This is a genomic window from Azonexus hydrophilus (genome assembly GCF_001956855.1).
GTDB classification, from domain to species: domain Bacteria; phylum Pseudomonadota; class Gammaproteobacteria; order Burkholderiales; family Rhodocyclaceae; genus Azonexus; species Azonexus hydrophilus_A.
In genome coordinates, this window is sequence record NZ_MTHD01000001.1 from 607,163 (window position 1) to 630,106 (window position 22,944).

Sequence of the window (22,944 nt, forward strand, 5' to 3'; positions counted from 1 at the left end):
TCCGAGTTAAATTTAAAGGTAAAAAATAGAGTCAGACTTTTGTCTGCAAAGCCCCGTGAAAGCGGGGCTTTTCTTTTTTGAAGCTAAAATTTTTGGTAAAAAATAAATTCCTTGTGTTACGGTGTGGTGGTATATAAAAAAAGTAACATTAAGGTATGCATTCATCTCCTCGAATTTCACAATTTTCTGACGGTGAGCGCTTCCCATACCTAGAGGATCAGGATGGGCTTATGAGTCTATGGCCGACGCTGTTTACGATTGCTGAGTCAAGGAAAACCAAAGAAGCGAACACGATTCGCAATGAGTTGGCTGCAATTTCTCATCTTCGTATTTGGGAATGCTTACACAAGCGAAACCTGCTTGATGAGATTGCTAATCAACAGTTTCCCACTGAAGGTGACATCTTAAGTCTGAGGGATCACTGCTATTCCGATGCTCGTGACCTAAAAAGCTACATGGACAGGGTCAAGTCGATGCCTAGCAACGCGATTGCGCTTATTGCGCCGATCCAAATGATTTCGTTGCAGACAGTTGAACAAAGCCATGCGTATAACCGCATCACGACCGTTGGGAAGTTTTTGTACTTCTGTGCATTGGCAATTTTTCGCGGGCGCCCAAATGTTGGAGAACTTAACGCGCGTGCCAAAGCAATGCGTGAAGCCGTGCTAGCGCAACGGCCAAAAGGAAAAACTAACAGATCTGGATTGGCAGTACATCCATTCCCACAACACTTCGATGAGTTCATGGCAGTCGTTGCTGAAGGTTCGCCTGATAACCCGTTCAAATCGGAAAAAATACGTCACCGAAATTTTACGATGCTCAGAATACTCTTTGAGACGGGAATGAGGTCTGGGGAGTTGCTGTCTCTGTATGTTGGTGACGTGACCTATGATGACCACGGTGATCCGATCGTTCGGATCGTCGATAGACGTGATGATCCAAATGATCCACGCATAAATCCGCCTCAGGTAAAAACCTTGGAGCGAGAATTGCCAATTAGCCATGAGCTATACGAAAAACTTCAGCACTACATCTCTGCTGTGCGGTTTTACACGCCCAATGCAAGGACTCACCCATTGCTGTTCGTCAATCATAGGGGTGGGGAGTATCAGGGTTCTCCAATGACTGACAAGAATTTTCAGCTTGAGGTGAAACGAGTTGTTGCTGTTCGTCCCGATCGATTCAAAGACATACGCCGACATGGATTTCGTCACAATTTCAATGTTCACCTCACTGATAAGTTGGATATTTATTCAGCACAGGGAAAACCCCTCTCCGATAAGGAAAGGCTTGATATCCGGAAGACTCTGAACGGCCACAAAGGTGATGGCTCCGGGGATGTCTACGAAAGAAATGCGACTCGTGCCAAGGCAATGAAGGCGATGTCGGGGTTCCAGGGTAAGCAGGCTGCTGTGCTGAAAGAGGCCCTGACACAAGCGAAACAAGGAAAGGGGATAGTGGACGATGACGACATTTAAACTGGAGGGAGATTTAAATGCCAAATCGGTGCTGCGAAAATCAACAGCGGGTTACGAGTTTGATGAAACTAGTGATGAATGGAGGCTTGATGGGTCTATTCAGTTAAAGCTCAGTATCTTGTCGGAATTAGGGCTTGGGCAAAAGGCGTCCGCTGGGTTCCGAAAAACACTGTCTCGTTATGCGCAGGAACTATCCTCCTGCCATTGCCAAAATATCTATTATCGAATTCTGCACTTCTTCAGGACTACAGGCGTCAAAGAATTTTCTGCGGAAGCCTTATCCAGCTATCGCGCAAGTTTGGATGACGAGCACATTTGGTACTTGGGCGTTATAAGAGGTTTTCTGGACAGTTGGAGCGAGTATGGATTTCCAGGTGTTTCAAGGAAAACAATCAATTATCTCGACGGGCTGACAATAAAAGGAAACGTTAAGGGTGTTGCCGTACTGACTAGTTGCCCATACTCCGGCCCCTACACTTCGCAAGAGCACCTCTCGCTATTGTGTGGCTTGGCGAATGCCTATGAATCAAGAGAGTTGTCCCAGGAGGGTTACAGTTTCCTGTTGGCTGTGAGCATGACCGGAAGACGGCCTGTGCAGATCCGTCATCTGAAATTGTGCGATCTTGGCTTTACGGACAATGACGGTTCGCGCTCCTGTTACTTGGATATTCCAAGGGCCAAGCAGCGGGGGCAGAGTGTTTTCCGAAAAGAGTTTAAGCGCATCACGATTTGCAAGGATCTCTATGATGCGCTGAACGACCAACGAAACGATGTCATTTCTTGGGTGAGGCGCACTTTCGAAAGCCAAAATGCTGACGTGGAGTCATTGCTTCCTCTTTTTCCTGAACATAGTCGACTAGGGGAATGCGCCCTCACCGAGATATCGTCCTATCTAAACACAGATTACCTGCACAAAACTTCGGCTTCTGTGCGTAGCCTGAGGATAAAACTCAATTCCGTAGTAAATGCACATAGCGAGCGTACGGGAGGGCCTTTGATCATCGGGTTCACTCGCTTGCGCAGAACCTTTGCGTCGAACTTGGCGGCTGAAGGATTTGGGCCGTTGGTTTTAGCTGAAGCGCTTGATCATAGCGATACGCAACAGGTTCCTGTGTATGCACGACCGGAAAATGAAACGGCGAAGGTGGTGGACGAGGTAATGGCTCGGGTCTTGGCACCTCTGGCCATGGCCTTTGCCGGCAAATTGCTGGACTCTGAAAGAGACGCGGTGAGAGGGGGTGATCCTCACAGCAGAGTAAAGCTGAAAACTGAGATTGGCATTGGAAATTGTGGAAGTTTTCGGTTTTGTGCGGACGGTTGGAAAGGTTGTTACCTGTGCAAGAGCTTTCAGCCATGGCTCGACGGGCCTCATCAGAGTGCGTTGGATGAGTTGCTCAAGGAGAGGCAGATACAGAAAGACGCCAAGGTATCCCAAGTGATTATCGGTGCGTCGGACAGAGTTCTGTTGGCGATAACCCAGGTTATTCAAATGTGCGCAGCCAGGAAGGCTGAGTTGCAAGTGATTGAGGGGGTGAACTGTTATGAGTAATGTCGTCACCTTTATTCCAGCCACTGCTGATGATCCTGAGCGGAACCTCGCCGATTTCGTGGCTTACTGTCGAGATACGCTTGCGCTTTATGAAGATCAAGGGGGATTCGCTGTCGATCAATGGATATACACCGATAGCAATGGTAAAAAACATGCGATGCGGTTCGCGCAATATTCCGCGAAAACTGACACATACAATTACGTTCCCTTTTCCGAGCCTTATCTAAGCTTTGCCAAAGGTTACGTTAGGTTTCACCAAGAGCAGCAGCAGAAGACCTCAATCGGAAATAAGACATCTGTACTTGCGACAATCTACGATGCATTGCGAGAACTTAGTCGCCCACTCGATATTCTCGACCTTGATGGGGTTGTGGTTGAAAGAAGCGCTGAGCTGATCCGTGAGCGTAACTCGGAGGCGAGGTGTTATCACATCGGGAATGAGCTGGAAATACTCTGTAATTTCTTGCGCGACAAATGCATTTGTCCTTCTTTGCCGGTTTGGAAAAATCCGTACTCTCGTCAGCCCTACAGGGCGCAAGGTACCAGCAAAGACGATAGGGAATGGCAGGAGGAGCGCTGCCCAAGCATTCATCAAATGCTCGCATTGGCGGACATTTTCCGCTTGGCAGCGGAAGAAAAAGATCTTTATTGGTCTTCGGTCATCGTGCTGCTAATGTTTGCGCCGGGTCGTGGTAGCGAACCCAGTTCTCTTATGATTGATAGCTTGATCGAAGAGGATGGGCGACTTAAGGTACTTTGGTACGCCAAAAAGAAGGCGGAATGGACAAAAAAAATTGTTCCGATTCAGATGGAACCTGTGGTGCGTGAAGCGTTTGCACGGCTTACCAAAATAGGAGAACCTGCAAGGGAAGCAGCTAAGTTCGCGTTCGAGAATTCGGGTAAGTTTTTACGCCATCCAGATTGTATTACGCCACCCGATTTCGATGAGGATGGCCCTCTAGATGTGCTGGAATTTACCTGCGCAATGAATTTTAATGAAGTTACTATTAATAAACTTAAGCTCCGTGAAGACGAGGGAAAAAGTCTTTCCGACAATGGCGCTTGGTCCAAGATTAATGCGGATGCGACCAAGTGGATTACACATTTGCGTGCCTCGGGGCCGGTGACTTACCGGAAACTGGCTGAGCACACCTTGGCTAAGTACCGCACTATCAGTTGGCCGAACATACCTAAAACAAATCGACCTGTTAGCGATTCATTATTGCTTGTGCTCGATAGGCAGTTTTATACCGACCGTTTGCCGGTTAGATTTAGTTGGGTGATTCCTAACATCAACGCATTGAATGACGAACTTGGCGGCAGAGATTTCAAGGAATCCAAAGATGGAAGCTGGGTTCGGAAGACGTCAATTTTTGAGCGGTTTGGCAAGCTGGACGAGGATGGCAAGACCCCAATTGAGCTTACCAGCCATCAGCTGAGGGTCTGGCTGTCAACTTGGGCTGAGCGTGGCGGCATGAGCGAGTGGCAAATCGCACAATGGGCCGGTAGGGCTCGAATCGATGACAATAAAGCCTATGACCTCAGAACGAGGGAGGAAAAGCACGAAGCTGCAAAGGCTGTTCTTCGGTTTAATAAGGCACCAACTGCCATCGAAGCCGTTCGGCTAAATTTACCTGTGACCTATGAGTCCTTAGGCGTTGATCGTCCTGGTGTCGCCCACGCCACACTATATGGATACTGTGTCAAGGATTGGGCAATGGCCCCCTGCATGAAAGGGGGGGGCGAAGCCTGCCCCGGCTGCGATGATCACAAATGTATTAAGGGGCTCGATGATAAGCTCGAAAATCTTGAGTCTCTAGAAGCTGGAATGACTAGAGAGCTATCTCGCGCAGCGCAGGAATTGGATGTTAAGACTTTCGGTGCAAATAATTGGTACCGCTTTCTAGGATTCCGTTTAGCAAAAATCAGAACCATAATCTCGCGATTAAAGGACTCGGATACACCGGTTGGAGCAATTATAGGGGTTCCTCCAGAGCTAGACCCCAGCCCACTTCAGCGCGCAAGGTCAACGGTGATTCAGGGGGCTTCAGTGGCAGATCAACAATCCGTTCTAACCGCGTCGACAAAAAAATTCTTGGGATGGAGTCGCAATGCCTAAGAAGATAGTCACGAAAGAAAGCATAGACCAGTTGCTGGCCATTTTGAACAACTGGCAAGGCGATCTTACTTGGGAGCTCTACTGCGAATGCGTCACCAGCAAGCTCGGCCTCGAAAGGGTAGTCACCAAGCAAACCTTTCTTCGTTACGAGATCATAAAGAAGGCGTTCGCCGATCGTAAAGCGTTTCTGCGTGAGGCAAAGTCTTCGACAGAATCAAGCGATCATACTATTGCTTCGTATCAAACACAGGTCAAAAATCTCGCTGAGCAGGTTAGGCGCTTATCGGAAGAAAACCGCGCTTACAAAGAAAAATTTGTACGCTGGCTAAGTGTTATTTATCAGAATGCCCCCTCGTTCGATCTGTCCAAATTGGATATTCCACTAACGGCGAAGCATAAGCACAGCCGGGAAATGTAGTGATGGCCGGCAAGAAAAAAAAGCAGTTGCGGAATGAAAACTACGATGGCTTAAGTGGCGCACAGATCGGCCAGAAAAAGCTCGAAGAATTTGAAGCCTGGGTGGCTGAGATTGAACACGCAGAATCGATGGCTCACTGGAAAGGCAAATTCGCAGGTACGGCAAGCAGGGAAAAGATTGCTATCGAAGGACTCGGTTGGAAAAACAAAAACCCTTTTCATCAAAATGATCGGCTCAAAAAGGCCATGAGTCTGGTTGAGAAAAAGTGGTTTGGTGGGCCAAATTCGCGCAGAGTCGAAAGCGTCAATGCGGCGCTTGATCGTTCTCAGAAGGATGTCCAAGGCACATCAGCCGATGCCAATCGCTTGGCAAGCAAGGTCAGCGAATTAGAGGCCGAAGTTAGGATGTTGAGAAAGATTGTGCGTTCTTTTGAAGAACAGAGTCACCTTGTTGCCATGGGTTTGCCGGGATTCATGCTGCCAAAATGAACGGCAATGCAACGTTGATGGCAAGGATCTACCACGTCGGTACTCAGGTGCAGGTAGGCAAGCGAATTCGTAAAGGCGGCCGTTACGCATTGGTTTCGACCATCAATCGAGATGGTTCTATACGTCCTTCCCCTTCTCCTTTGCCACTGGTCGTAAGATTTCCCGAGTCTGACATGGGGCTTGTTGCACCAGGGACGGTTTGGCTGGTGGATGGGCCGGAAGTCATTAGCAGCTATGTGCATGCCGGTGACCGGCGTTATGAACGAACTATCGAGGCCACGACGGCGACATTCGTTAAACCGACAGGCCAGACCTTGGCTCGCTGGTTACAACAAAACGTTACGGGTATCGGCGATGTCCTCTCGAATAGGCTGGTCAGGAATAAACATCTTGCGAAGTGGGTTGAGGCAGAGGATCGAGAATCGCTGCTGGGCATTCAGGGTATGTCTGATACGACAGTGGATGCGCTCTTGCAGAGCTGGCCGTCAACTGAGTTGTTTAAGGTGATTACGTTTCTTGACGAGCACTCGATCCCTCTTGGTATCGCTAAGTCGATCATAAACGCGTTGAATGAGGAAGCGCTCCCTCTACTCCAGGAGAATCCATTCATGCTGCTTGGACAAGGAGTGCCTTTTAAGAAGGTGGCCGAATTCGCCACGAAAATGGGCTTCAACATCAACGATCCGCAGTACGTAGGTGGCATTGCGGCACATGTGGCCTTTGTGCATTCGGAGGAAACTGGCTCTACGGTGATTGACTCAGCAACATTGCACCGGAATGCAGAGCTTCTGATGCAACGCTCGGTGCCTGATGGCCTCGGTGATACAGCGGTAAATCAGGGCCTTATGGTCAAGTGTGGTGAAGCTGCCTATCAAGTTTACGGATGTGCCTTGATGGAGCATGAAGTGGCGGATTTTATGCTCAAAGCATTGTTACGGGCGCCGGGGGAAGGTGCTGCTCAGGCAGCGTGGTGGGAAACCCAAATTGACCGCAGGAGCGTTGAGAGAGCACTGCAACGATACGAAGCTCACTTCCTCAACTTTCAACTTCTACCAGAGCAACGGGAAGCCGTTATTGGTTCGGTGCTGGCCCCGGTATGTGGCATTAGTGGTGGCGCCGGTACCGGGAAAACCACCATTCTTCGGGCCGTCTTGGGATGTTATCAGCAGCTAGCGTCGGAACTCCCTTCGTATCAAGTGGCGGTAGCTGGTCGGGCTGCACAGAGAATGGCCGAAAGTACCGGCAAACCTGCGCAGACGATCGCTAAGTTCATTGCAGAACACATGGGCGACGGAAAGCCTGAGCTGCCAGATCATTTGTTGCTGATCATTGATGAAGCGTCAATGTTGGATCTGCTGAGCATGTACAGGCTTGTTCGCTTCTTGCCACATGCAGCAAGAATTATCTTTGTCGGTGATTCTATGCAGATTCTTCCGGTAGGAAAGGGCTTAATCTTCCATGCGATCCAAGATTCAGGGGTGCCGTTCTTTGAACTGAAACAGGTCATGCGGCAAGATGAGCAAAGCGGTATTCACCGCTTAGCAACCGACCTGAGAAATGGGATTGTTACGCTTCCTCCGGCAGCGGCAACTCGCTTGTTGGACTGCGCTGATTGCTCATTGGATGAATCAACCGATCCGAATCGCTTGGCCGAGTTGTGGCGGGAGGCGGGAGGGATCGGTGCCGTGATGATTTTGTGTCCAGTTAAGTCGGGTCCGCTCGGGGTCGATAACATTAATGTCATATTGCAACGTACTGTTGGACTTGAGCGGCCGCAGTTGTATTACCAAGATTCCGAACGGAGGCGTCAGCCGTGGGTCACAAATGACGGCTTGCGGTTGTTATTGGGTGACCCGGTGCTGGTTACCCAGAATAATTATGACGTTGACGCAGACGTTCGAAACGGAGACTTGGGCATTCTGGAGAACATCACAGACCCCCTGACGGATTCTGAATTCTTCGGAGTGCTAAGGATGGGCGACGGCAGAGCAATTGAAGTAAACCTCGACTTGCTTGGCAAGTTGAGTCTCGGCTACGCCGTAACTGTGCATAAGAGTCAAGGTAGCCAGTGGCCAACGTGTTTCATAACCCTTCCGAGAAACGCATCAAGAATGATTGACCAGTCCCTACTGTATACCGCCGTTACACGGGCGCAGAAGCGCGCTCTGCTATTTGGTGATCCTCGGCTAATTGAAATTGGGATAGCTAGAGGGCCTGCGAGCCTTGAGCGGCTGACAACTTTAGCAAAGCGGATTCAGTACATGGCAAGCCTTTGAGGCCATAACGTGACAACTCACGGCATGAGCGGCGACTAATGCTGTTTAGCCTGCGAATGGCCGTGTATCCCTTGTGACTTGCGTAAACAGGCGACCATTGATCACCCCAAACAATGCCTCGAACTGCGCTAGGCTCTGTTCTGACAAGATATTCTCTGGCTCCGATGCCATCTTCTTGAGGAGCAAGCGAGTGGGCCGGGTCTTGTGGAATGGAATGCCAATTTCGCCCAAAGCAATATCAATGCGCTTTGCAATTCGTGGAATATTTGCGTTAAGTGTCAGGGTTTTGCCCTTCAGTTCTGCCTTGTAGCTTTCGCGCACCAAAGCCTCATAAGCAGCAGGATCAAACAGGTCTTCGATGTCCGCCTCGTTCGGTTGAGACGAGAACGCCTCTGCCACGAAGACGACGTTCTGGTCCCGAATTAGTTTCGCCTTCAAAAGCTCATCTTTGGTGGCCTTTGAATCGCGCTCTGAGTCGAGAAGCACCAGTACGTTAAGTGACTCTGATGTCAGCAATGCAACCATATATGAAACTTTTTGAGCTCCACCTGCGGGCGTCATCGTTAGGTCGGCCCTGAGTGCAGTCCTTCCTTTTTCTGAAAGGTAAGCACTCACAGCGCTCAATATCCAGAAATCTGTAACGCCCTCGATTACGAGATTGTTTGGCCCAATAAAAAGGCTCTGTGCGAGATCGTAGCCAAGTGCTGCTTGAAGTGGGAACAGCGTTCTCGCGTCGCCAGTCGGATCGTTGGTAACGGTTGTGCCAGTTTCTTCAGCGATGTTGACGGTACGTACCGAGTCTAGCGCGTGGGTCGGCACCATGAATGGCGAGTGTGTCGAGTAGAGAATCTGGTTGGTGTAATCGTTCTCAAAGTGATGAAGTAGATCCGTTTGGGACTTCGCGTGTAGATATAAGCCGGGTTCATCTAACAGGATGACTGCGTTCTCTGCATGCCCACCATCGGTATCGGCAGAGAAAGTGATGTAGAAAGCAAAGAACCACTGGAATCCGCGACTTCTATCGTTGAGATTGACCTCGACGTCGTAAGTGCTGGTTGGATCAGAGATGATCGTGTCCAAATGGTGAGCATCAAGATTGAAGCGAATCTTAAGTGCTCTATCCTTCCACAACCGTTTTATTTCTGATGTAACTACTGCGCTGGCTCGGTTCGCTAGTTGATTGCGGGTCTCGTGTTCGTTCTGACCGAGCAACGTCTGGAGTTCGTCTGGTTTAAGCCCGGCTACCTTGCAGAGTTTTTCAAAGTTTTTGTCCCACTCGTTCCGCTGGTTCTGAGATTTCCGCTGAATGTAAGCAGCAATATCTTGATGACCACTGAGTTCTGGATATTCATCTACATAAATAAACTTGGGGATGGCACCTAAAGCCCAGATCCGTGCATTTTTCTGGGCTTCCTTGTCGCCTGAAATGCTTTCAGCTAACTCCTCAAGTTCCGAGAAAATCTCTTCCTGTTTCTCTGTTAACTCAGCATCTGCTCCGGCAAGGGCTGTCCGCAGGGCCTTAGCGGCCGGAGTGAACTGAGTTGCCCATGTGTCGCGTACCTTTGAGGCAGATGCGGCCGCTTCGAAAGCATCGGCTGCGGCATCTAGTACAGCAGGAGTCTCGTGCTTCTGGGCTAAGGCGCGAACCGATGCCGCGACCTTCTTAACGGAGGTCTTGATTTCTCCATCCTCGAACGAAATCGGCTTCAGCTCAGGGAAGCCAACGGTTCTGGTTTCTCCCTGATAGCTCCGACTAACGGTTACTTTCGATACATCGGTTGCACGCGGAAGAATTTCGAGTAGATTTTCTTTGTCGTCGTCGTCCAGCACCCATGTCGTCGAAACAACAGGAGTGCCATCCGTACACTCTTCGAGACGCCTGTGCCGAGGGAAATCCTTGATTGGTTTCAGCGGCTCAAAGCCATCAATCGGGTTCAGGCTATGGAGAGCTCGCAATAGGTTTGACTTGCCGCTTTCGTTTCTGCCCAAGAGCGCAGTAATTCGAGATACGGAAATTTCTCCACTGTCATTGATGGAGCGATAGTTTTGTACTTGAAATGACTCTAGCCTCATGGCTTCCCCATGTCCCAAAATTTAGCGATTAGTAATGCTATATGATTTGTAGGTGAACGAGTGCCGCAGTTGGTGCATCGAAGGCGCTTCAATAGATTTAACAACCGATTTTTGCTGTGAACTCAACCTAGCCCGGCTCGGCGAAGCCGAACGAGCCAGGAGGCAAGCGAGAGTAGCGGAGCGCGGCAGGTGCGATTGGTTTAAAGTACGTGTTTTCCGGTGCTTGGCACTAAACCAATATGAAACCAGCCCATGGCAATCAAGAAATCCGAACTTTATTCATCCCTCTGTGTCTAGTAAAGCCGGGCCGATTCAGTGCAAGAGTTCTCTGATTGGAGAGGCACCATTTCTTTGGCCTGAGTTGCTTAAAGTATCTTGCCTCCTCCCACCTGTTTTGGTCGGCATCCTTGTGTTGCTAAAGTCCGCCTGATCAGAGGTGGCGGCGTCGTAATAATGCCCAAAGCGCTATTCCGAACCTGGATGTGTGTGCAAGAAGTCTTGACGTGTGATCTTTTGGCTTCCAAAATTCATTCAAGCGGACTGACAGCCGATTGTCCTTGAGGCATCGTGCCGGCAGTTACGGCGAGAGGGTGAGCCTTTTCGTGAGAAGAAGCAGCACCGCAAGGATGCCCAAAGCAGCTGCTCACCGCCATTCGTGGTCCCACCCGGAGTGGGAGAAGAGTACCTTGTGACGTAACGCCAAGAGGCCCCTTGTTTGGGGCCTCTTCTTTTGCTGCGAGCAAAATACTCCTGAGCCTCACAAATCGATAGGCCAGAGACGTTCCGTCAGACTCCTCTGTAGTTGCGAATACTAATTTGTACGTTGATCGGCGTGACGAGATTCCGAATGGTTTAGGAGCTGCTACCGACAAAATGTATGCGGTTCATGTCCAACTGGTCGCCAAGTTAAACCAGCAGTTTGGCTCGCCAATGTGGCGCCTCAATCGGGGCCTGCCCGTAACCTGAGCTTCGAGGCAGAACTCATGCGGCGACTTGTCGAGGAAGGCATTGTTCATGATGTATGATTACGTGTTTAATTCGGCAAGGCTTAGGGTTCCCGAACATGATCGCCGGAATATTCCTCAGATACATCAAGACCTATCGCGGCTACAACTACATCCCACTCGTCAGCGATGACAGGTTCTGCGGACTTGTCGGGAACAACGGGATAGGCAAGAGTTCCATTCTCGAAGCCCTAGATGCCCTGTTCAACGACAAGCAACTGAACCTGAACATCGTCACCAAGCGGAGCGGATTCTCCGAGACCAATCCGCATGTGGTTCCGGTGTTCCTCGTGCGTCGGGAAGACTTTTCCGGAAACCTTGCCGCACTGGCGGATACCCTGAATACGTTGGCGATGGGCATCGCCGAATCCGATGTTCCTATAGGGAGTCCCAAAAACCAAATCCGCAAGTTCATCCAGCACCGGACCATGCTGGCAGCGGCTTTCTCGATGGATGAGTATTATCTCCTCCCTCTCGGAATCGACCGGAACCATGTGGTCGCACTGAGCCTGTTCAATTGCAGGAAATTGGTGGAGCTTCGACTCGGAGCGGAAACGGAAGCGTCGGTAACAGCCCTCGATGAGTCTCAACTGAGGGAATTCACGCCGCTGCTCGATAAGATCAAGTCATCGACCGACTACATCTATATCCCCAAAGAAATCGACTCGGATGCCTTCACCAAGCTTGAAACGAAGGAAATTCAGTCGCTGATGGGGGAGAGCCTGAACCAGATCATCGAGAATCTGGTTTCCGGAGATGTGGTGCGAAACATCAACACCAGCCTGAACAGCTTCCTTGACAATCTTTCGACCGAACTTGTCGACTACTCCTACCGGACACGGACCGACCGGCAGCAGAACCTGAAAAAGCAGGATGTTTACAACCTCATCGTCCAAGCGTTCTTTAACATCCGCATGCTGCACAAGCAGCAATCCGGTGGCGCATGGCTTGAAATCAACTCCCTGAGTTCGGGAGAAAAGCAGAAGGCGATCATTGATGTCGCCCACAGCCTGATCAAGAACCATCGCACGAGCGGCGAAAACCTCATCCTCGCCGTTGATGAGCCCGAATCTTCTTTGCATATGTCGGCTTGCTTCGACCAGTTCGCGGCTCTGTACGAAATCAGTCGGTCCTGCCGCCAGTTGCTGTTCGCTACGCACTGGTACGGGTTCTTTCCGACCATCGAATCCGGCAGCGCAGCGGTCATCACCAATACAGGCGATGAACATGTCGTCGACCTAATCAATCTCGCCAACCACAGGGAGCAGGTCAGGCAATTGGCCAGGGGAACCAAGGGGACGCTGCCCTACGACGTCAGGCTCAAGAGCATCAACGACTTCGTCCAGTCCATCATAACGAGCGCCATCGCCAGTGAACCCTACAACTGGCTCATCTGCGAGGGCAGTTCCGAAAAGGTGTACCTGTCCGCCTATCTGAAGGACCTGATTGACGAAAAGCGTCTCCGTATCATTCCGGTGGGCGGAGCGAAGGAAGTGAAGCGTCTCTACCAGCATCTCTCGGTTTCCTACGAGGAATTCAAGGAGGAGGTGAAGGGGAAAATCTATCTCCTCTCCGACACCGATGCCGAGCTGGTCCAGTACGAAGTCAGGAGTTTCGACAACCTGCTTTGTCGCCGGATGGTGACCGATAAGGCGACAAGGTCCGTTTCGCTGGTCAATATCACTTCGAATCCGGTTTCGCCGAAGACCGAAATCGAGGATGTCCTCAACGGAAAGCTCTTCTACGACACCCTGAGGACGTTCCTTCCCGACAATCCGGGTCTCGAATTCCTGAACGATTATGAAGATGCGACCGAGGAGCCTACCTTCTTCGCACTCGACCTGAGGGATAGCGAGCGGACGGCGATCGAGCAGTTCTTCGATACGGGGAACAACAAGTTCATCTTCTCCGAAATATACATTTCAGGACTCACGCCTGAACATGTGGTTCCGGGCTGGATTACAACGATAAGGGGGTGGCTTGTCGAGCCGTAGCCCGGATCAGGGGCTATCGCGTAAAACCCAGCAACTCGAAGTAATCATTACGGAATGACGGAACGTCTTCATTCCGTGACTCCATCTCAGTCGCTTCCAGGGGTAGGGAAGGCGAGAAATCCAATACGTTCCCAAGTCCCTTGGCCCTGGTCAAGGCAGCATCCTTGTCCGATGCTTCGACGCATGCGATGGGCTTTCCCCCTTGGGAGACGAGAAACGACCTGATTCCGTTCATTGCCTTCCTTTTACGAGACCGATGAACTCGGTCAGATTCATTAGCCAGCCACGCTGCGCCGGAGTGTATGAAGAGTGTAGCGCCGTGGGAAGGACGAGCGACAGCTTCTTGTCCCTCATCTCGTCGGTCTGAGCCGTGGAGATGCTGGGTTCCATGGTCAGGAGGTGCTTCTCTTCTACCCTGTCTGCCTCCACCAGAACCTGACGCCAACGATCCTTGCACGTCGATTTGACGCCGAGCATGGTCAGCCGCTCAGGAGGGAAAGCCGGATTCCGGTATTCATCGATGCTCGGGAAGATGAAGTCGGGCTTGGATTTGTTCTCCGTAACCTTGGTGCGGTCGTACCTGACGCCGAGCTTGAGGAAGACTTCTTCGAGATGGTTCTCGAACGCGCTCCCGACGCGGCTCTTTCTGCGATTCTGGACGGAAAGCGAGAAAGCGAGGAATCCATCCACGTCATGAGCGAAGCCCTCGACCAGACGGTCTCCGACGATGTGGCGTTCGAGGGTGCGGAAAAGAACTTCCTCCCTGTCCATCCATGCAAGAAGCACGGCATCCGGATCGTCGCGCGGGTCCAGGTCATCGATGGTGCTGCGGGCGAAGTCCGAGAAGATTCTCGTCGAAGGGAATCGCTTGCCGAACCTGTCGAGCATGATGTCGAGGAAGTTTGGCGCTTCCTCTTCCTGTGCGACCCCGATTTCATCAAGGATGAGCCGTGAGGCGAATTCGAGTTTGACCTGGTCGGATTCGGTTTCCGCCTTCACCGAGAAGCCCGGATGCACGAGGTCAGAGAATCCGAAAAGCCACCTGACCTGATTGGCGACCGTCGATTCCGCCTCGGCAACGACGACGAGAACGGAACCGTCCTGACGCCTGCCGATGAGCAGCAAATCACCTTCGGCGGCGCAATTGGAGACTTCTGTCGTCGGGAAGTATAGGCGATGCTCGGAGCGCGTCGGATGGGCTTCCCTAGCGTCGTACCACGTCAGGAAGCCCTCCGAAATAACGGGTTCGTCGTCATGGTCCGTCAGGTAGATGAACTTCGCATCAAACTTCTGCTTTCCCACCGCCTGTCCGAAGAGCTTCTTCAAGCCATCGACACCGTTGAATTCGTGCTGATGCGATCTGACGAGGTCGGCTTCGACCGCGCTCAGCGTCTTCAACGCTACGCCGGAGAAGAACTCGGAGAGATAGCCGCTTTTCATGTTCTTTTGCAGTCCGTACTGATCTGTTACCCTCATGAAATAGTACAACAAGGGCTGTGACATGCCCACAGGACAAGACAAAGCAGATATGCCAAGACCGACGATAGCCGATAGGGCAATCACCAACACCAACATCAACGGCAAGCCCCTGCTGAGGGATTTGGTCTCGTTCCCCGGGGGTATCGCTGCGGCGCTGGTTTCCGCCCGGGGCGACTGCGGGAAAATCTGAGCATGGAAACACCGTGGGGGGAACTGGAAGGTCTCGACCTTTCCGATAAGAAGCTTGCTGAAAGGATACTGACAGCGGACAAGCATCAGTTGGTCGAAGGCATGATTGTCGAATGCCTTTACGACCAGATACTCGATAGCCTGCCTGAGCATGTCCCCGATGTGATTGCTCTTGATGTCGAGACCGTAATTGCCCAAGCCACGAAGTGGAGCGACAGGAAGATCGCGGTCGTTTGGGCAAGAGATAAGAAGGATGGACTGGGGCGCTATCTCGCCGCTCTCGAAAAGCGTTTCCGTGTTTTTCTCGTGGAGTACGAGAAAGGCAAGGGATTCTTCGGAACGGCAATCAGGGACGGGAAACGCTCGGGGAGCGTGATGTCCATCGAAGACCTCCTCAAACCTGTTGCGGCTGTCGCCTACAAGCCTTTTGCGGTATCGGAAGCGGTCAGGGATGAAGAGAGGCAGCGCGAAGCCATCTACGGCTTCCTCTTTTCACATCATGGGGGAAAACTGGCTTCGAATGTGCTCCTGCCACGGATACTCATCAATTGTGGTGTGCAGCCTTGGTTCAGGTTCGTCTGGAACCTCGACAAGATATTCATCATCGACGGGAAACCCTGGCTTTTCGAGGTCAAGCACAAGTTCCCATATCGCGATCAGCAGTCCCCCGTCCTGAAGTTCGGACTCAACGACGGTGAGGTCGCGATATTCCGTCTTCTGTCTGAGTGCGGAATCGGATGTATCTTCTCAATCATGGTCAAGCCGAAATGGTCCAAGGATGTAGGCTCGCTTTATATGCTGACGGACCTCAAAGCCCGGAAGAACACCGCAGTCATCGGGAAGGTGCTGGATTCCGTCACCATCGAGAAGCTCGATGGACAGGCATCGGGCGTCAGCGGTTCGGATACTACGATCACAGGGGCTGCGGGTGGGCAATTGAAGTTCAAGCGGATTCCCGTTGCCGATTTCGGGATGTTCGGGCGGTTTTCCGATGAACCATCCTCAATTGCGGAGAGGATGGTCTCGGAGATACGTGGCACGAAGGCGGCAAGGGCTACCGATGATGGTCTTGCATCCCTGCGTATGCTTGCTAACCCCTGATATCAAGGGTCTTTCCGACTCCCTTGAGCCAGGATTGCAACTCATCGGCGACAGACAAAAGTCCGGATTCCTTCTTTCCCCTCGTCGAGCATTCCCAGATGACGGCAACTCGCCATCCTGAAGAGAGCAGGGCTTCGATGGACTTCGCGTCGTTCTGTCTATTGCGGTCTATTTTCGTTTTCCAGAACTCAGGGCGAGTCGAAGGCAACCTGAAAAGGTGGCAGTCGTGCCCATGCCAGAAACAGCCATGGACAAAGACAACCGCACGGAATCGGGGAAACACAATGTCGGGCTTCCCCGGCAGCTCCTTCGCGTGCAGACGGTAGCGGAAGCCCCGTCTGAACATTTCCTTCCTGACGGCAATCTCGGGGCGCGTGTTCTTGCCCTTGATCCCCGTCATCATTCTGCTCCTGATGTCGGGGGAGACAATATCTGCCATCAGGCTGCGAAGAGTCGAGCCTGCGGGGTTTCCTCTTCCTGTTGGACGAGAGCCATGATGTGGGGTTTCATGATTCGCGCGACTTCCGTAATGATGGGGACTGCGACCGCATTGCCAAATTGGCGATAAGCCTGGGTGTCGGAGACGGGAATCTTCCAGTCTTCCGGAAAGCCCATCAGGCGAGCACACTCCCGTGGAGTCAGACGACGCGGATTCTTGCCTGCGCCCCGGTCGATGAGGATTTCCGAACCATCCTTGTAATACCGAGCCGACAGGGTGCGGGAAATCATGTTCTTGTTGACCAGACCGAACCCGAAACCGTTGCCTGCCGCCTTGTGCTTGGCAGCGTAGTTCTGCAGGTACGCCCAGAGCTTGTCCGTCAGGACGTACTTCGGGGGAACCTTTGCCTTTTCCCCGATCGTGAACACGCCATCGGCAACCTCGGTTCCGTTCTCGGGGTGCAGAATGCTTTCCAGTTTCGGGCCTTCCTCCGGAATCCGCAGTGCATCGAAGGAAAATCCCGTGTCTTCACGGAACCCTACGATGATGATCCGTTCGCGATGCTGGGGAACGAAGTGCTTGGCATCGATGACCCGGGCTTCGACCTTGTATCCAAGCTCGTTGCGGAGTGTCTCCATGATCACGCGGAAGGTGTTGCCCTTGTCATGGGACACAAGATTCTTCACGTTTTCGAGCAGGAAAGCCTTCGGACGCTTTGCTGCGATGATTCGAGCCACATCAAAGAACAGGGTGCCTTGAGTGGTGCATTCGAAGCCATGAGGACGACCGAGGGCATTCTTCTTGGAGACGCCAGCGATCGAGAACGGCTGGCAAGGAAATCCTGCGAGCAGCACGTCATGGTCGGGGACTTCGTGCTCGTCTATCTTCGTGATGTCGCCATTGATTTCATGGTCGTCACCGAAGTTCGCGGCATAGGTCTTTTGGGACCAAGTATTCCATTCGGAGGTGAATACGCATTTTCCGCCGTGCTGCTGGAAGCCCATTCTGATGCCGCCGATGCCTGCGAATAGGTCGATAAAGGTAAAGTCATGGCATCCGGACGCGTTCTTCGGTTCCTTCGTGACGATTTCACGAAGGGCAAGGGCAACGACGGAGGAAGGCTGTATCTTGCCCGATTTCCAGCGCGAGACGGTCTTGGCGTCCACGTCCAGCAGGGCGGCAACTTCTTTCTGCGTCTTGTGTTTTAGAGCCTCTTCCAGCAGCGCAACTGCTTCCATCGGGTCACCCATCTTATCCTCCGTTATCGTCGCTGGGAAAAACAGCGGACATTTTGCCCGTTACAACTCCCGCTGGCAACAATTTCAGGGAGAAAGTTCTTCGACGGATGGGAGTTTCGTCTCGGGGTTCTGGACCATATATCCGGTATCAGGAACCTCACGAAACCCAAGCCTATCTTCCAGCCACAGCGGGGCTTCTAAAGGGAATCGAAACGTTTTGCATGCATTGGCTAGCACCCTGTAAGGTCAAGTGCAGAGATTATTTGACACGGATCTTCCCCAATTAGGCGAGATAAGACCAGAAATTCCACGACATCCAGTCGTCGTTCACAAGTTTCAATTTTTGCTACGAAAGATTGCGGTTTCCCAAGTTTCCCAGCTAGTGCGGCTTGGGTGATGCCCCTTTTTTTCCGAGCGCAAATGAGTTGTCCAATCAAGGTTCGGTATGTTTCGGAATAGATGCTCTTCATTGCAACCGGCGCCTGAATAGTGGTGACGGCTTGAAGAAATAATCCGGTAACGGGATAATCCCAAAATAGGATATTTTCCGTTGCTTACTTTGAAAGCACTTGATGGCTCATGATGTTGATGGCAGGGCGGCACTGGAGGCGAAAGTAGCTGCTTTGATAGATGAAAAACCTTGGATGCGTGCCGACTTACTGGAGCGTCAAATTGCTCTCATTGCCAATGAGAACAGTAGTTATAAAGCGAAAAGTGCAAAACTCATCGGTGTTGCCGACCAATTTGTTGAGGCCGTGGCACCATATGCTGCATGTCGTCGTGGATGTGATCAGTGTTGCCATATGTCTACGCCAATTTTTCAGCACGAAGCTCAGAGATTGGCCGCTGCCTCAGGGAGAAAAATCTCGGTAGTGCCGTATCGACCGCATAAGGAGGTGCTTGATAAAGGGCTCAAATTTTACGGAAGTCCATGCCCATTTTTGGACCAAGGTCAGTGCTCTGTATATGAGGTCCGACCGATGATCTGTAGGGTTCATCATTCACTTAACTCCAATTCCTCAGAGTGCGATACATCGGTGCCGCTTCAACAAAAAACTGGGGTTGGTATGTATAACCCAGACTTCCTTGAGCTCCCCTATATGGAGCTCACAGTGAGGCGGAATCCAGCAGAGCCGTGGGGGTATCTCCAAGAGTTTTTTCCTCTGTAATACGAGTGCTTATCGTTTTGGCTGCGTCAGCGCGAGGACTTGAACAACTTATACAGGCCATAAACAATAGCTCCGCCAATCAGCAATGGGATGGTCACGGCGTTGATAGCCATTACTACGCCAAGCAAGGCAGTTCCGATGGCACCCCATAGCCACAATGCAATAGGCGCAACAATGACTTCAGTAGCTGTGATGGAATTGTCTCTCGGCGGCACGTACTCAGGTTCATCCCACTTTCGCAAAATCTCAGTACACTCTTGGCACTGGAAAGACCCCATCCCGGTTTTCCGCCCCACTGCATACCATTGCTTTGCTTTTAGTAGTTCTTCGGGCGTGCAATCGGGGGAGTGCTTGTCTGAGCAATAGATATTGCCAAGCGTGAAGTATTCGCCTGCTTTGATGTAATACTTTTCGATGTCTTCCAGTTCTTTCTGGGTGCAATCTCGTGCTCGCCGTCCATCAAGAAGCAAATCTGCCAATTTCTTGGCTGACAAACTGTAATCAAGTTCAGCGGATCGTCGATACCACTTCTTTGCTTCTTCGATGTCGTGTTCCACCAGCTTCACCCCGTCTCTTCGGGATTCCCCGCAGTGCTCATAAGCCTCACCCAGCAAGAACATTCCGGGGGCAGAGCCGCTTTCCGCCCATGCGACCAAATGAGAGAGCGCTTTTGCATGGTCGACTGGTAAAGAGTCGCCGTTCAAATACCGCTCAAAAAGCTCACGATTTACATCCTGATAGCCACCTTCAAGTAGCCGGAACAAAATTTTATTGGATAGGTCTGGGTCCTTGGCTTTGAGAGATATTGCTGCTGCGTAGCAGCCTTCAAGCCGCCCCTTTTCGCCTGTGGCAATGGCATTTTCCACATGACCAAAAAAATCGTATCGCTCTGCCATAACCTGCTCCCCTGCTTTCGCTTTCAATTTTCTATATGGTATCCCAGTGTCAAATATGAAGCTCTCTGGCCCGGCTGCTTTTGGCATTTAGTCTTAGGCATCGATCCTGTTGCGGTCGCCCCTTTGAGCGATAAGGCTCTGCTGAGGTATGCAAAGAGCTGGAAAAAGGTAAAAATAGAAGCCTGAAAAGCATGTGTTAGGTTGCTATTTTTACTTTTAAGATGGCATTGGTAAGAAAACGAAGTCTAAGTGAGTGGTGTGTATTGTGTATTGCGTTGAAAATAAACAAGTATTTGTGTTTCCTGTCTTCCACTCACTCATGCGTACGCAGATTAACTTCTTATTACCGTTCTGATCAGTCCGCGAGGTAAGCAAGCATGAGCAATGCCGTCACCTTCAAGGTTCTCGAGGATATCGCCAAGGATTTGTCCGGCGACGAGATCACCTTTCCGACCTTTCTCGACATCACCTTCCAGGTGCGGACGGCACTGAAGGATCCGAATCTCAACGTCGACCAGCTGGCCAAGCTGGTCGGCGCCGAGCCGCTGATGAGTACCAAGATCATCCGCATGGCCAATTCGGTGGCGCTCAATCCGTCCGGTCGCGAGATCGCCGATGTCAAGAATGGCATCATCCGCGTCGGCATGGAGGCGGTGCGGACGGTGTCCTTTGCCGTGGCCATGGAGCAGTTGCTCAAGTCGAAGCAGATGCAGCCGTTCGAGGGTATTTCCAGACGCCTGTGGGAGCACACGGCGCACGTTGCCGCGCTGGCCCGCGTCCTGGCCCGCAAGATCGCCCGGATCAACGGTGACGAGGCGATGTTCACAGGGCTGGTGCACGATATCGGCGTGTTCTACCTGATGTCGCGCGCCGCGGGGTTCCCCGAGCTGGTTGCCGACAAGGCTGAACTGCATGCGCTGCTGGTCGGCTGGCACGACAATATCGGCCATGCGCTGCTGTCGGCACTGGGTTCGCCGGAATCGGTGCTGCTTGCCGTGCAGGAGCATGAGACCGACCGCGAGATCAAGGAAATCAAGACGCTGTCGGACGTCCTCTACGTGGCCAACAAGATTGCCAACCGGACGGCCAGCTGGCGTGATCCGGAATTCGATGGCGCTGTCGATACCTCGATGCTCGACAGCCTGTTCGATGCTGAAACCCTGGCCGGGATCGTCGACGAATCGGAAGAGGAAGTGGCTTCGCTGAAGACGGCGCTCGGCGGCTGACGGGGGGCGCTGGCGGCTTCGCGCCGCGCAACGGCGGATTCCATAGGTGATTTCCGTAATTGGCTGATGACGGCTGGCATGGATAATTGACCTGTCATTTATCCATCCGGCCGTTTTTTGCGGTCGACCGCCTGAAAAGCGGGAAAACCACAATTCACGAAAATCCCATGGCTGCTTTTTCCCGCACCGTGCGCAGCATTGCCGCGCTGTTTTTCCTGTTCTCCGGTCAGCAGGTTCTTGCCGCCCGGGATCTGCTGGTCGTCCAGGTCGCGCCGCTGAGCGGGCCGCAAGGCGTCACCGGCCGCGCCATCGGCGCCGGTGCCCGGCTCTACTTCGATCACATCAACGCCAGCGGCGGCGTCAACGGCACACCGATCCGTTTCGTCAGCCGCGACGACGGCCAGAATCCGGAAACCACCGTCCGTCTCGTCCGCGAAAGCCTGGAGCGCGAGGCGCCGGTGGCCTTTGTCGGCAGCGTCGGTACCAACAACGTCGAAGCACTGGTTCGCGACGGCAGCCTGGCGCGCAGCGGCACCCCGCTGGTCGGCGCCGTCTCCGGCGCCAGTTCGGTGACCGGCAAGCCGTCGATCTTCATCGTCAAGGCCGGCTACCGTGCCGAGATCGGGCGTCTCTTCCAGCAACTCGGCCAGATCGGACAGAAGCGCGTCGGCCTGGTTTTCCAGAAGGATGCGCTGGGCGACGACGTGCTCGCCGGTGCCGATGCCGAGGCCGGCAAGTGGGGCATCGAGCTGGTTGCCCGTGCTGGTTACGAGCGTAATTCGACCAAGGTCGAGGCTGCCGTCGAGGCAATGCTGAAGGCCAACCCGGCGTCGATCTTCCTCGGCGCGACGACGCTGGCGGCGGTTGAGTTCGTTCGCCAGTACCGGGAGCGCGGCGGTTTTGCAACGATCTACGGTCTCTCGATCATCGATTCACAGGTCTTGCTCGACAAGCTGGGGCCAGACGTTGCCCGTGGTTTTGCCTTCTCGGTGGTCGTTCCGCCGGAGAGCAAGGCGGTGTTGCCGCTGGTTCGCGAGTACGCAAAGCTGAAGGCGCAGGGCAGGCATCCCGACCTCGGCGCCCGTTCGATGGAGGGCTTCATAGCCGCCAAGGCGCTGGTCACCGCGTTGCGCAAGGGTGCTGCCAGTGGTCCCGAAGCCGGCAAGGCGGTGGCTGCCATCCGCAAGCTCGACCTGGGCGGCTACAGCCTCGATTTCTCGGCGGCCGATCGCACCGGTTCGACCTACGTCGATTTCGCGATGCTTGGTCGCGGCGGCCAGATCGTCCAGTAGGCCGGACTACAGCCGGCGGATCTTTTCCAGCAGTGCCGTCGTTGATTTGTGGTGGATGAACGGGATCGAGTGCACCGTCCCGCCCCAGCCGCGCACTTCGGCGCAGCCGACGATCTTGTCCACCGGCCAGTCGCCGCCCTTGACCAGCACTTCCGGGCGGCAGTCGAGGATGCGCTGCAAGGGTGTGTCCTCGTCGAACCAGGTCACCAGTGCCACGCACTCCAGTGCCGCCATGACTGCCAGGCGGTCGGCCAGCGCATTGACCGGGCGATCGTCGCCTTTGCCCAGACGCTTCACCGAGGCGTCGCTGTTCAGCGCCACCACCAGGCTCGTGCCGAGTGCGGCTGCCTGCGCCAGATAGGTCACGTGGCCGCGGTGCAGGATGTCGAAACAGCCGTTGGTGAAGACCAGCGGCCGCGCCAGTGCGGCGGTTCTTGCGGTCAACTGGTCGGGCGGGCAGATTTTGGCTTCGAATGCGGGGGCGAGGTAGTTCATGGTCGGTCGGTCGTGGTGTAC

The 22,944-nt window shown here is 52.8% G+C and carries 18 protein-coding genes; 11 read left to right on the top strand and 7 right to left on the bottom strand.

Features of this window, described 5'->3' with window-relative positions; genetic code table 11:
* Positions 1–230: 230 nt before the first annotated feature.
* From BJN45_RS17480 to BJN45_RS02980, 6 genes are read left to right on the top strand one after another with little or no spacing between them, the layout of a single operon-like run.
* A complete protein-coding gene (locus BJN45_RS17480; RefSeq protein ID WP_170873013.1) occupies positions 231–1,478 on the top strand; it encodes a tyrosine-type recombinase/integrase in 1,248 nt (415 codons plus the stop codon).
* A complete protein-coding gene (locus BJN45_RS02960; protein ID WP_139326276.1) occupies positions 1,465–3,027 on the top strand; it encodes a site-specific integrase in 1,563 nt (520 codons plus the stop codon). Before BJN45_RS17480 ends, BJN45_RS02960 begins: the two co-directional genes overlap by 14 nt.
* On the top strand, positions 3,020–5,146 hold the full coding sequence (locus tag BJN45_RS02965) for a hypothetical protein (protein WP_076091884.1): 2,127 nt from the start codon (positions 3,020–3,022) through the stop codon (positions 5,144–5,146). Before BJN45_RS02960 ends, BJN45_RS02965 begins: the two co-directional genes overlap by 8 nt.
* Positions 5,139–5,564, top strand: coding sequence for a hypothetical protein (locus tag BJN45_RS02970; protein WP_076091886.1), 426 nt, complete (start codon positions 5,139–5,141; stop codon positions 5,562–5,564). Before BJN45_RS02965 ends, BJN45_RS02970 begins: the two co-directional genes overlap by 8 nt.
* A 2-nt stretch (positions 5,565–5,566) precedes the next feature.
* The gene (locus BJN45_RS02975) at positions 5,567–6,052 is read left to right on the top strand and encodes a hypothetical protein (protein WP_076091888.1); all 486 of its coding nucleotides are present in this window, start codon (positions 5,567–5,569) and stop codon (positions 6,050–6,052) included.
* Entirely contained in the window at positions 6,049–8,328 is a 2,280-nt protein-coding gene (locus BJN45_RS02980) for an AAA family ATPase (RefSeq protein WP_083650752.1), read from the top strand. Before BJN45_RS02975 ends, BJN45_RS02980 begins: the two co-directional genes overlap by 4 nt.
* Before the next feature lie 45 nt (positions 8,329–8,373).
* On the opposite strand, the gene BJN45_RS02985 is transcribed toward BJN45_RS02980, so the two are convergent.
* A complete protein-coding gene (locus tag BJN45_RS02985) occupies positions 8,374–10,401 on the bottom strand; it encodes an AAA family ATPase (RefSeq protein ID WP_076091889.1) in 2,028 nt (675 codons plus the stop codon).
* A gap of 1,063 nt (positions 10,402–11,464) precedes the next feature.
* On the opposite strand from BJN45_RS02985, the gene BJN45_RS02990 reads away from it, so the two are divergent.
* Complete coding sequence (locus BJN45_RS02990; RefSeq protein ID WP_076091891.1) at positions 11,465–13,399, top strand: AAA family ATPase; 1,935 nt, start codon at positions 11,465–11,467, stop codon at positions 13,397–13,399.
* Between the two features lie 231 nt (positions 13,400–13,630).
* Here BJN45_RS02990 and BJN45_RS03000 read toward each other — a convergent pair whose 3' ends face one another.
* Positions 13,631–14,839 carry a type II restriction endonuclease gene (locus tag BJN45_RS03000; RefSeq protein WP_076092524.1) on the bottom strand — a complete coding sequence of 403 codons (1,209 nt, stop codon included), beginning with the start codon at positions 14,837–14,839 and terminating at the stop codon, positions 13,631–13,633.
* Positions 14,840–15,070: 231 nt separating this feature from the next.
* Between BJN45_RS03000 and BJN45_RS03005 the strand changes: the two genes are divergently transcribed.
* Positions 15,071–16,168, top strand: a complete 1,098-nt coding sequence (locus BJN45_RS03005) for a hypothetical protein (protein WP_076091895.1) — start codon at positions 15,071–15,073, stop codon at positions 16,166–16,168.
* Here BJN45_RS03005 and BJN45_RS03010 read toward each other — a convergent pair.
* The 3 genes from BJN45_RS03010 to BJN45_RS18230 form a co-directional block, all read right to left on the bottom strand.
* Positions 16,158–16,607 carry a very short patch repair endonuclease gene (locus tag BJN45_RS03010; RefSeq protein WP_076091897.1) on the bottom strand — a complete coding sequence of 150 codons (450 nt, stop codon included), beginning with the start codon at positions 16,605–16,607 and terminating at the stop codon, positions 16,158–16,160. The genes BJN45_RS03005 and BJN45_RS03010 overlap by 11 nt on opposite strands.
* Positions 16,607–17,857 (bottom strand): DNA (cytosine-5-)-methyltransferase, encoded by a 1,251-nt coding sequence (gene dcm, locus BJN45_RS03015; protein WP_076091899.1) that lies wholly within the window; start codon positions 17,855–17,857, stop codon positions 16,607–16,609. Before dcm ends, BJN45_RS03010 begins: the two co-directional genes overlap by 1 nt.
* Positions 17,858–18,075: 218 nt before the next feature.
* Positions 18,076–18,315, bottom strand: coding sequence for a helix-turn-helix domain-containing protein (locus tag BJN45_RS18230; RefSeq protein ID WP_076091901.1), 240 nt, complete (start codon positions 18,313–18,315; stop codon positions 18,076–18,078).
* Between the two features lie 102 nt (positions 18,316–18,417).
* Here BJN45_RS18230 and BJN45_RS03025 point away from each other — a divergent pair, with 102 nt between their 5' ends.
* On the top strand, positions 18,418–19,014 hold the full coding sequence (locus tag BJN45_RS03025; protein WP_076091903.1) for a YkgJ family cysteine cluster protein: 597 nt from the start codon (positions 18,418–18,420) through the stop codon (positions 19,012–19,014).
* Between the two features lie 26 nt (positions 19,015–19,040).
* Here the strand turns inward: BJN45_RS03025 and BJN45_RS03030 are convergent, their stop codons facing one another.
* On the bottom strand, positions 19,041–19,910 hold the full coding sequence (locus BJN45_RS03030; RefSeq protein WP_170873014.1) for a tetratricopeptide repeat protein: 870 nt from the start codon (positions 19,908–19,910) through the stop codon (positions 19,041–19,043).
* 377 nt (positions 19,911–20,287) lie between these two features.
* On the opposite strand from BJN45_RS03030, the gene BJN45_RS03035 reads away from it, so the two are divergent.
* Together BJN45_RS03035 and BJN45_RS03040 are read left to right on the top strand one after the other, a co-directional pair.
* A complete protein-coding gene (locus BJN45_RS03035; protein WP_076091907.1) occupies positions 20,288–21,136 on the top strand; it encodes an HDOD domain-containing protein in 849 nt (282 codons plus the stop codon).
* A gap of 167 nt (positions 21,137–21,303) precedes the next feature.
* Complete coding sequence (locus BJN45_RS03040; RefSeq protein WP_083650823.1) at positions 21,304–22,428, top strand: ABC transporter substrate-binding protein; 1,125 nt, start codon at positions 21,304–21,306, stop codon at positions 22,426–22,428.
* Between the two features lie 6 nt (positions 22,429–22,434).
* On the opposite strand, the gene rfaE2 is transcribed toward BJN45_RS03040, so the two are convergent.
* Entirely contained in the window at positions 22,435–22,923 is a 489-nt protein-coding gene (rfaE2, locus tag BJN45_RS03045; protein WP_076091909.1) for a D-glycero-beta-D-manno-heptose 1-phosphate adenylyltransferase, read from the bottom strand.
* Positions 22,924–22,944: the final 21 nt, after the last annotated feature.

Excerpts from the sequence above, each read along its gene's own strand:
- BJN45_RS03010 (WP_076091897.1), bottom strand. The coding sequence starts at position 16,607 with ATGGCAGATATTGTCTCCCCCGACATCAGGAGCAGAATGATGACGGGG.
- BJN45_RS02975 (WP_076091888.1), top strand. The coding sequence starts at position 5,567 with ATGGCCGGCAAGAAAAAAAAGCAGTTGCGGAATGAAAACTACGATGGC.
- BJN45_RS03025 (WP_076091903.1), top strand. The coding sequence starts at position 18,418 with ATGGCTCATGATGTTGATGGCAGGGCGGCACTGGAGGCGAAAGTAGCT.
- BJN45_RS02960 (WP_139326276.1), top strand. The coding sequence starts at position 1,465 with ATGACGACATTTAAACTGGAGGGAGATTTAAATGCCAAATCGGTGCTG.
- BJN45_RS17480 (WP_170873013.1), top strand. The coding sequence starts at position 231 with ATGAGTCTATGGCCGACGCTGTTTACGATTGCTGAGTCAAGGAAAACC.
- rfaE2 (WP_076091909.1), bottom strand. The coding sequence starts at position 22,923 with ATGAACTACCTCGCCCCCGCATTCGAAGCCAAAATCTGCCCGCCCGAC.
- BJN45_RS02965 (WP_076091884.1), top strand. The coding sequence starts at position 3,020 with ATGAGTAATGTCGTCACCTTTATTCCAGCCACTGCTGATGATCCTGAG.
- BJN45_RS18230 (WP_076091901.1), bottom strand. The coding sequence starts at position 18,315 with ATGAAGAGCATCTATTCCGAAACATACCGAACCTTGATTGGACAACTC.
- BJN45_RS02985 (WP_076091889.1), bottom strand. The coding sequence starts at position 10,401 with ATGAGGCTAGAGTCATTTCAAGTACAAAACTATCGCTCCATCAATGAC.
- BJN45_RS03030 (WP_170873014.1), bottom strand. The coding sequence starts at position 19,910 with ATGGCAGAGCGATACGATTTTTTTGGTCATGTGGAAAATGCCATTGCC.
- dcm (WP_076091899.1), bottom strand. The coding sequence starts at position 17,857 with ATGGGTGACCCGATGGAAGCAGTTGCGCTGCTGGAAGAGGCTCTAAAA.
- BJN45_RS02980 (WP_083650752.1), top strand. The coding sequence starts at position 6,049 with ATGAACGGCAATGCAACGTTGATGGCAAGGATCTACCACGTCGGTACT.
- BJN45_RS03005 (WP_076091895.1), top strand. The coding sequence starts at position 15,071 with ATGGAAACACCGTGGGGGGAACTGGAAGGTCTCGACCTTTCCGATAAG.
- BJN45_RS02990 (WP_076091891.1), top strand. The coding sequence starts at position 11,465 with ATGATCGCCGGAATATTCCTCAGATACATCAAGACCTATCGCGGCTAC.
- BJN45_RS03000 (WP_076092524.1), bottom strand. The coding sequence starts at position 14,839 with ATGAAAAGCGGCTATCTCTCCGAGTTCTTCTCCGGCGTAGCGTTGAAG.
- BJN45_RS03040 (WP_083650823.1), top strand. The coding sequence starts at position 21,304 with ATGGCTGCTTTTTCCCGCACCGTGCGCAGCATTGCCGCGCTGTTTTTC.
- BJN45_RS03035 (WP_076091907.1), top strand. The coding sequence starts at position 20,288 with ATGAGCAATGCCGTCACCTTCAAGGTTCTCGAGGATATCGCCAAGGAT.
- BJN45_RS02970 (WP_076091886.1), top strand. The coding sequence starts at position 5,139 with ATGCCTAAGAAGATAGTCACGAAAGAAAGCATAGACCAGTTGCTGGCC.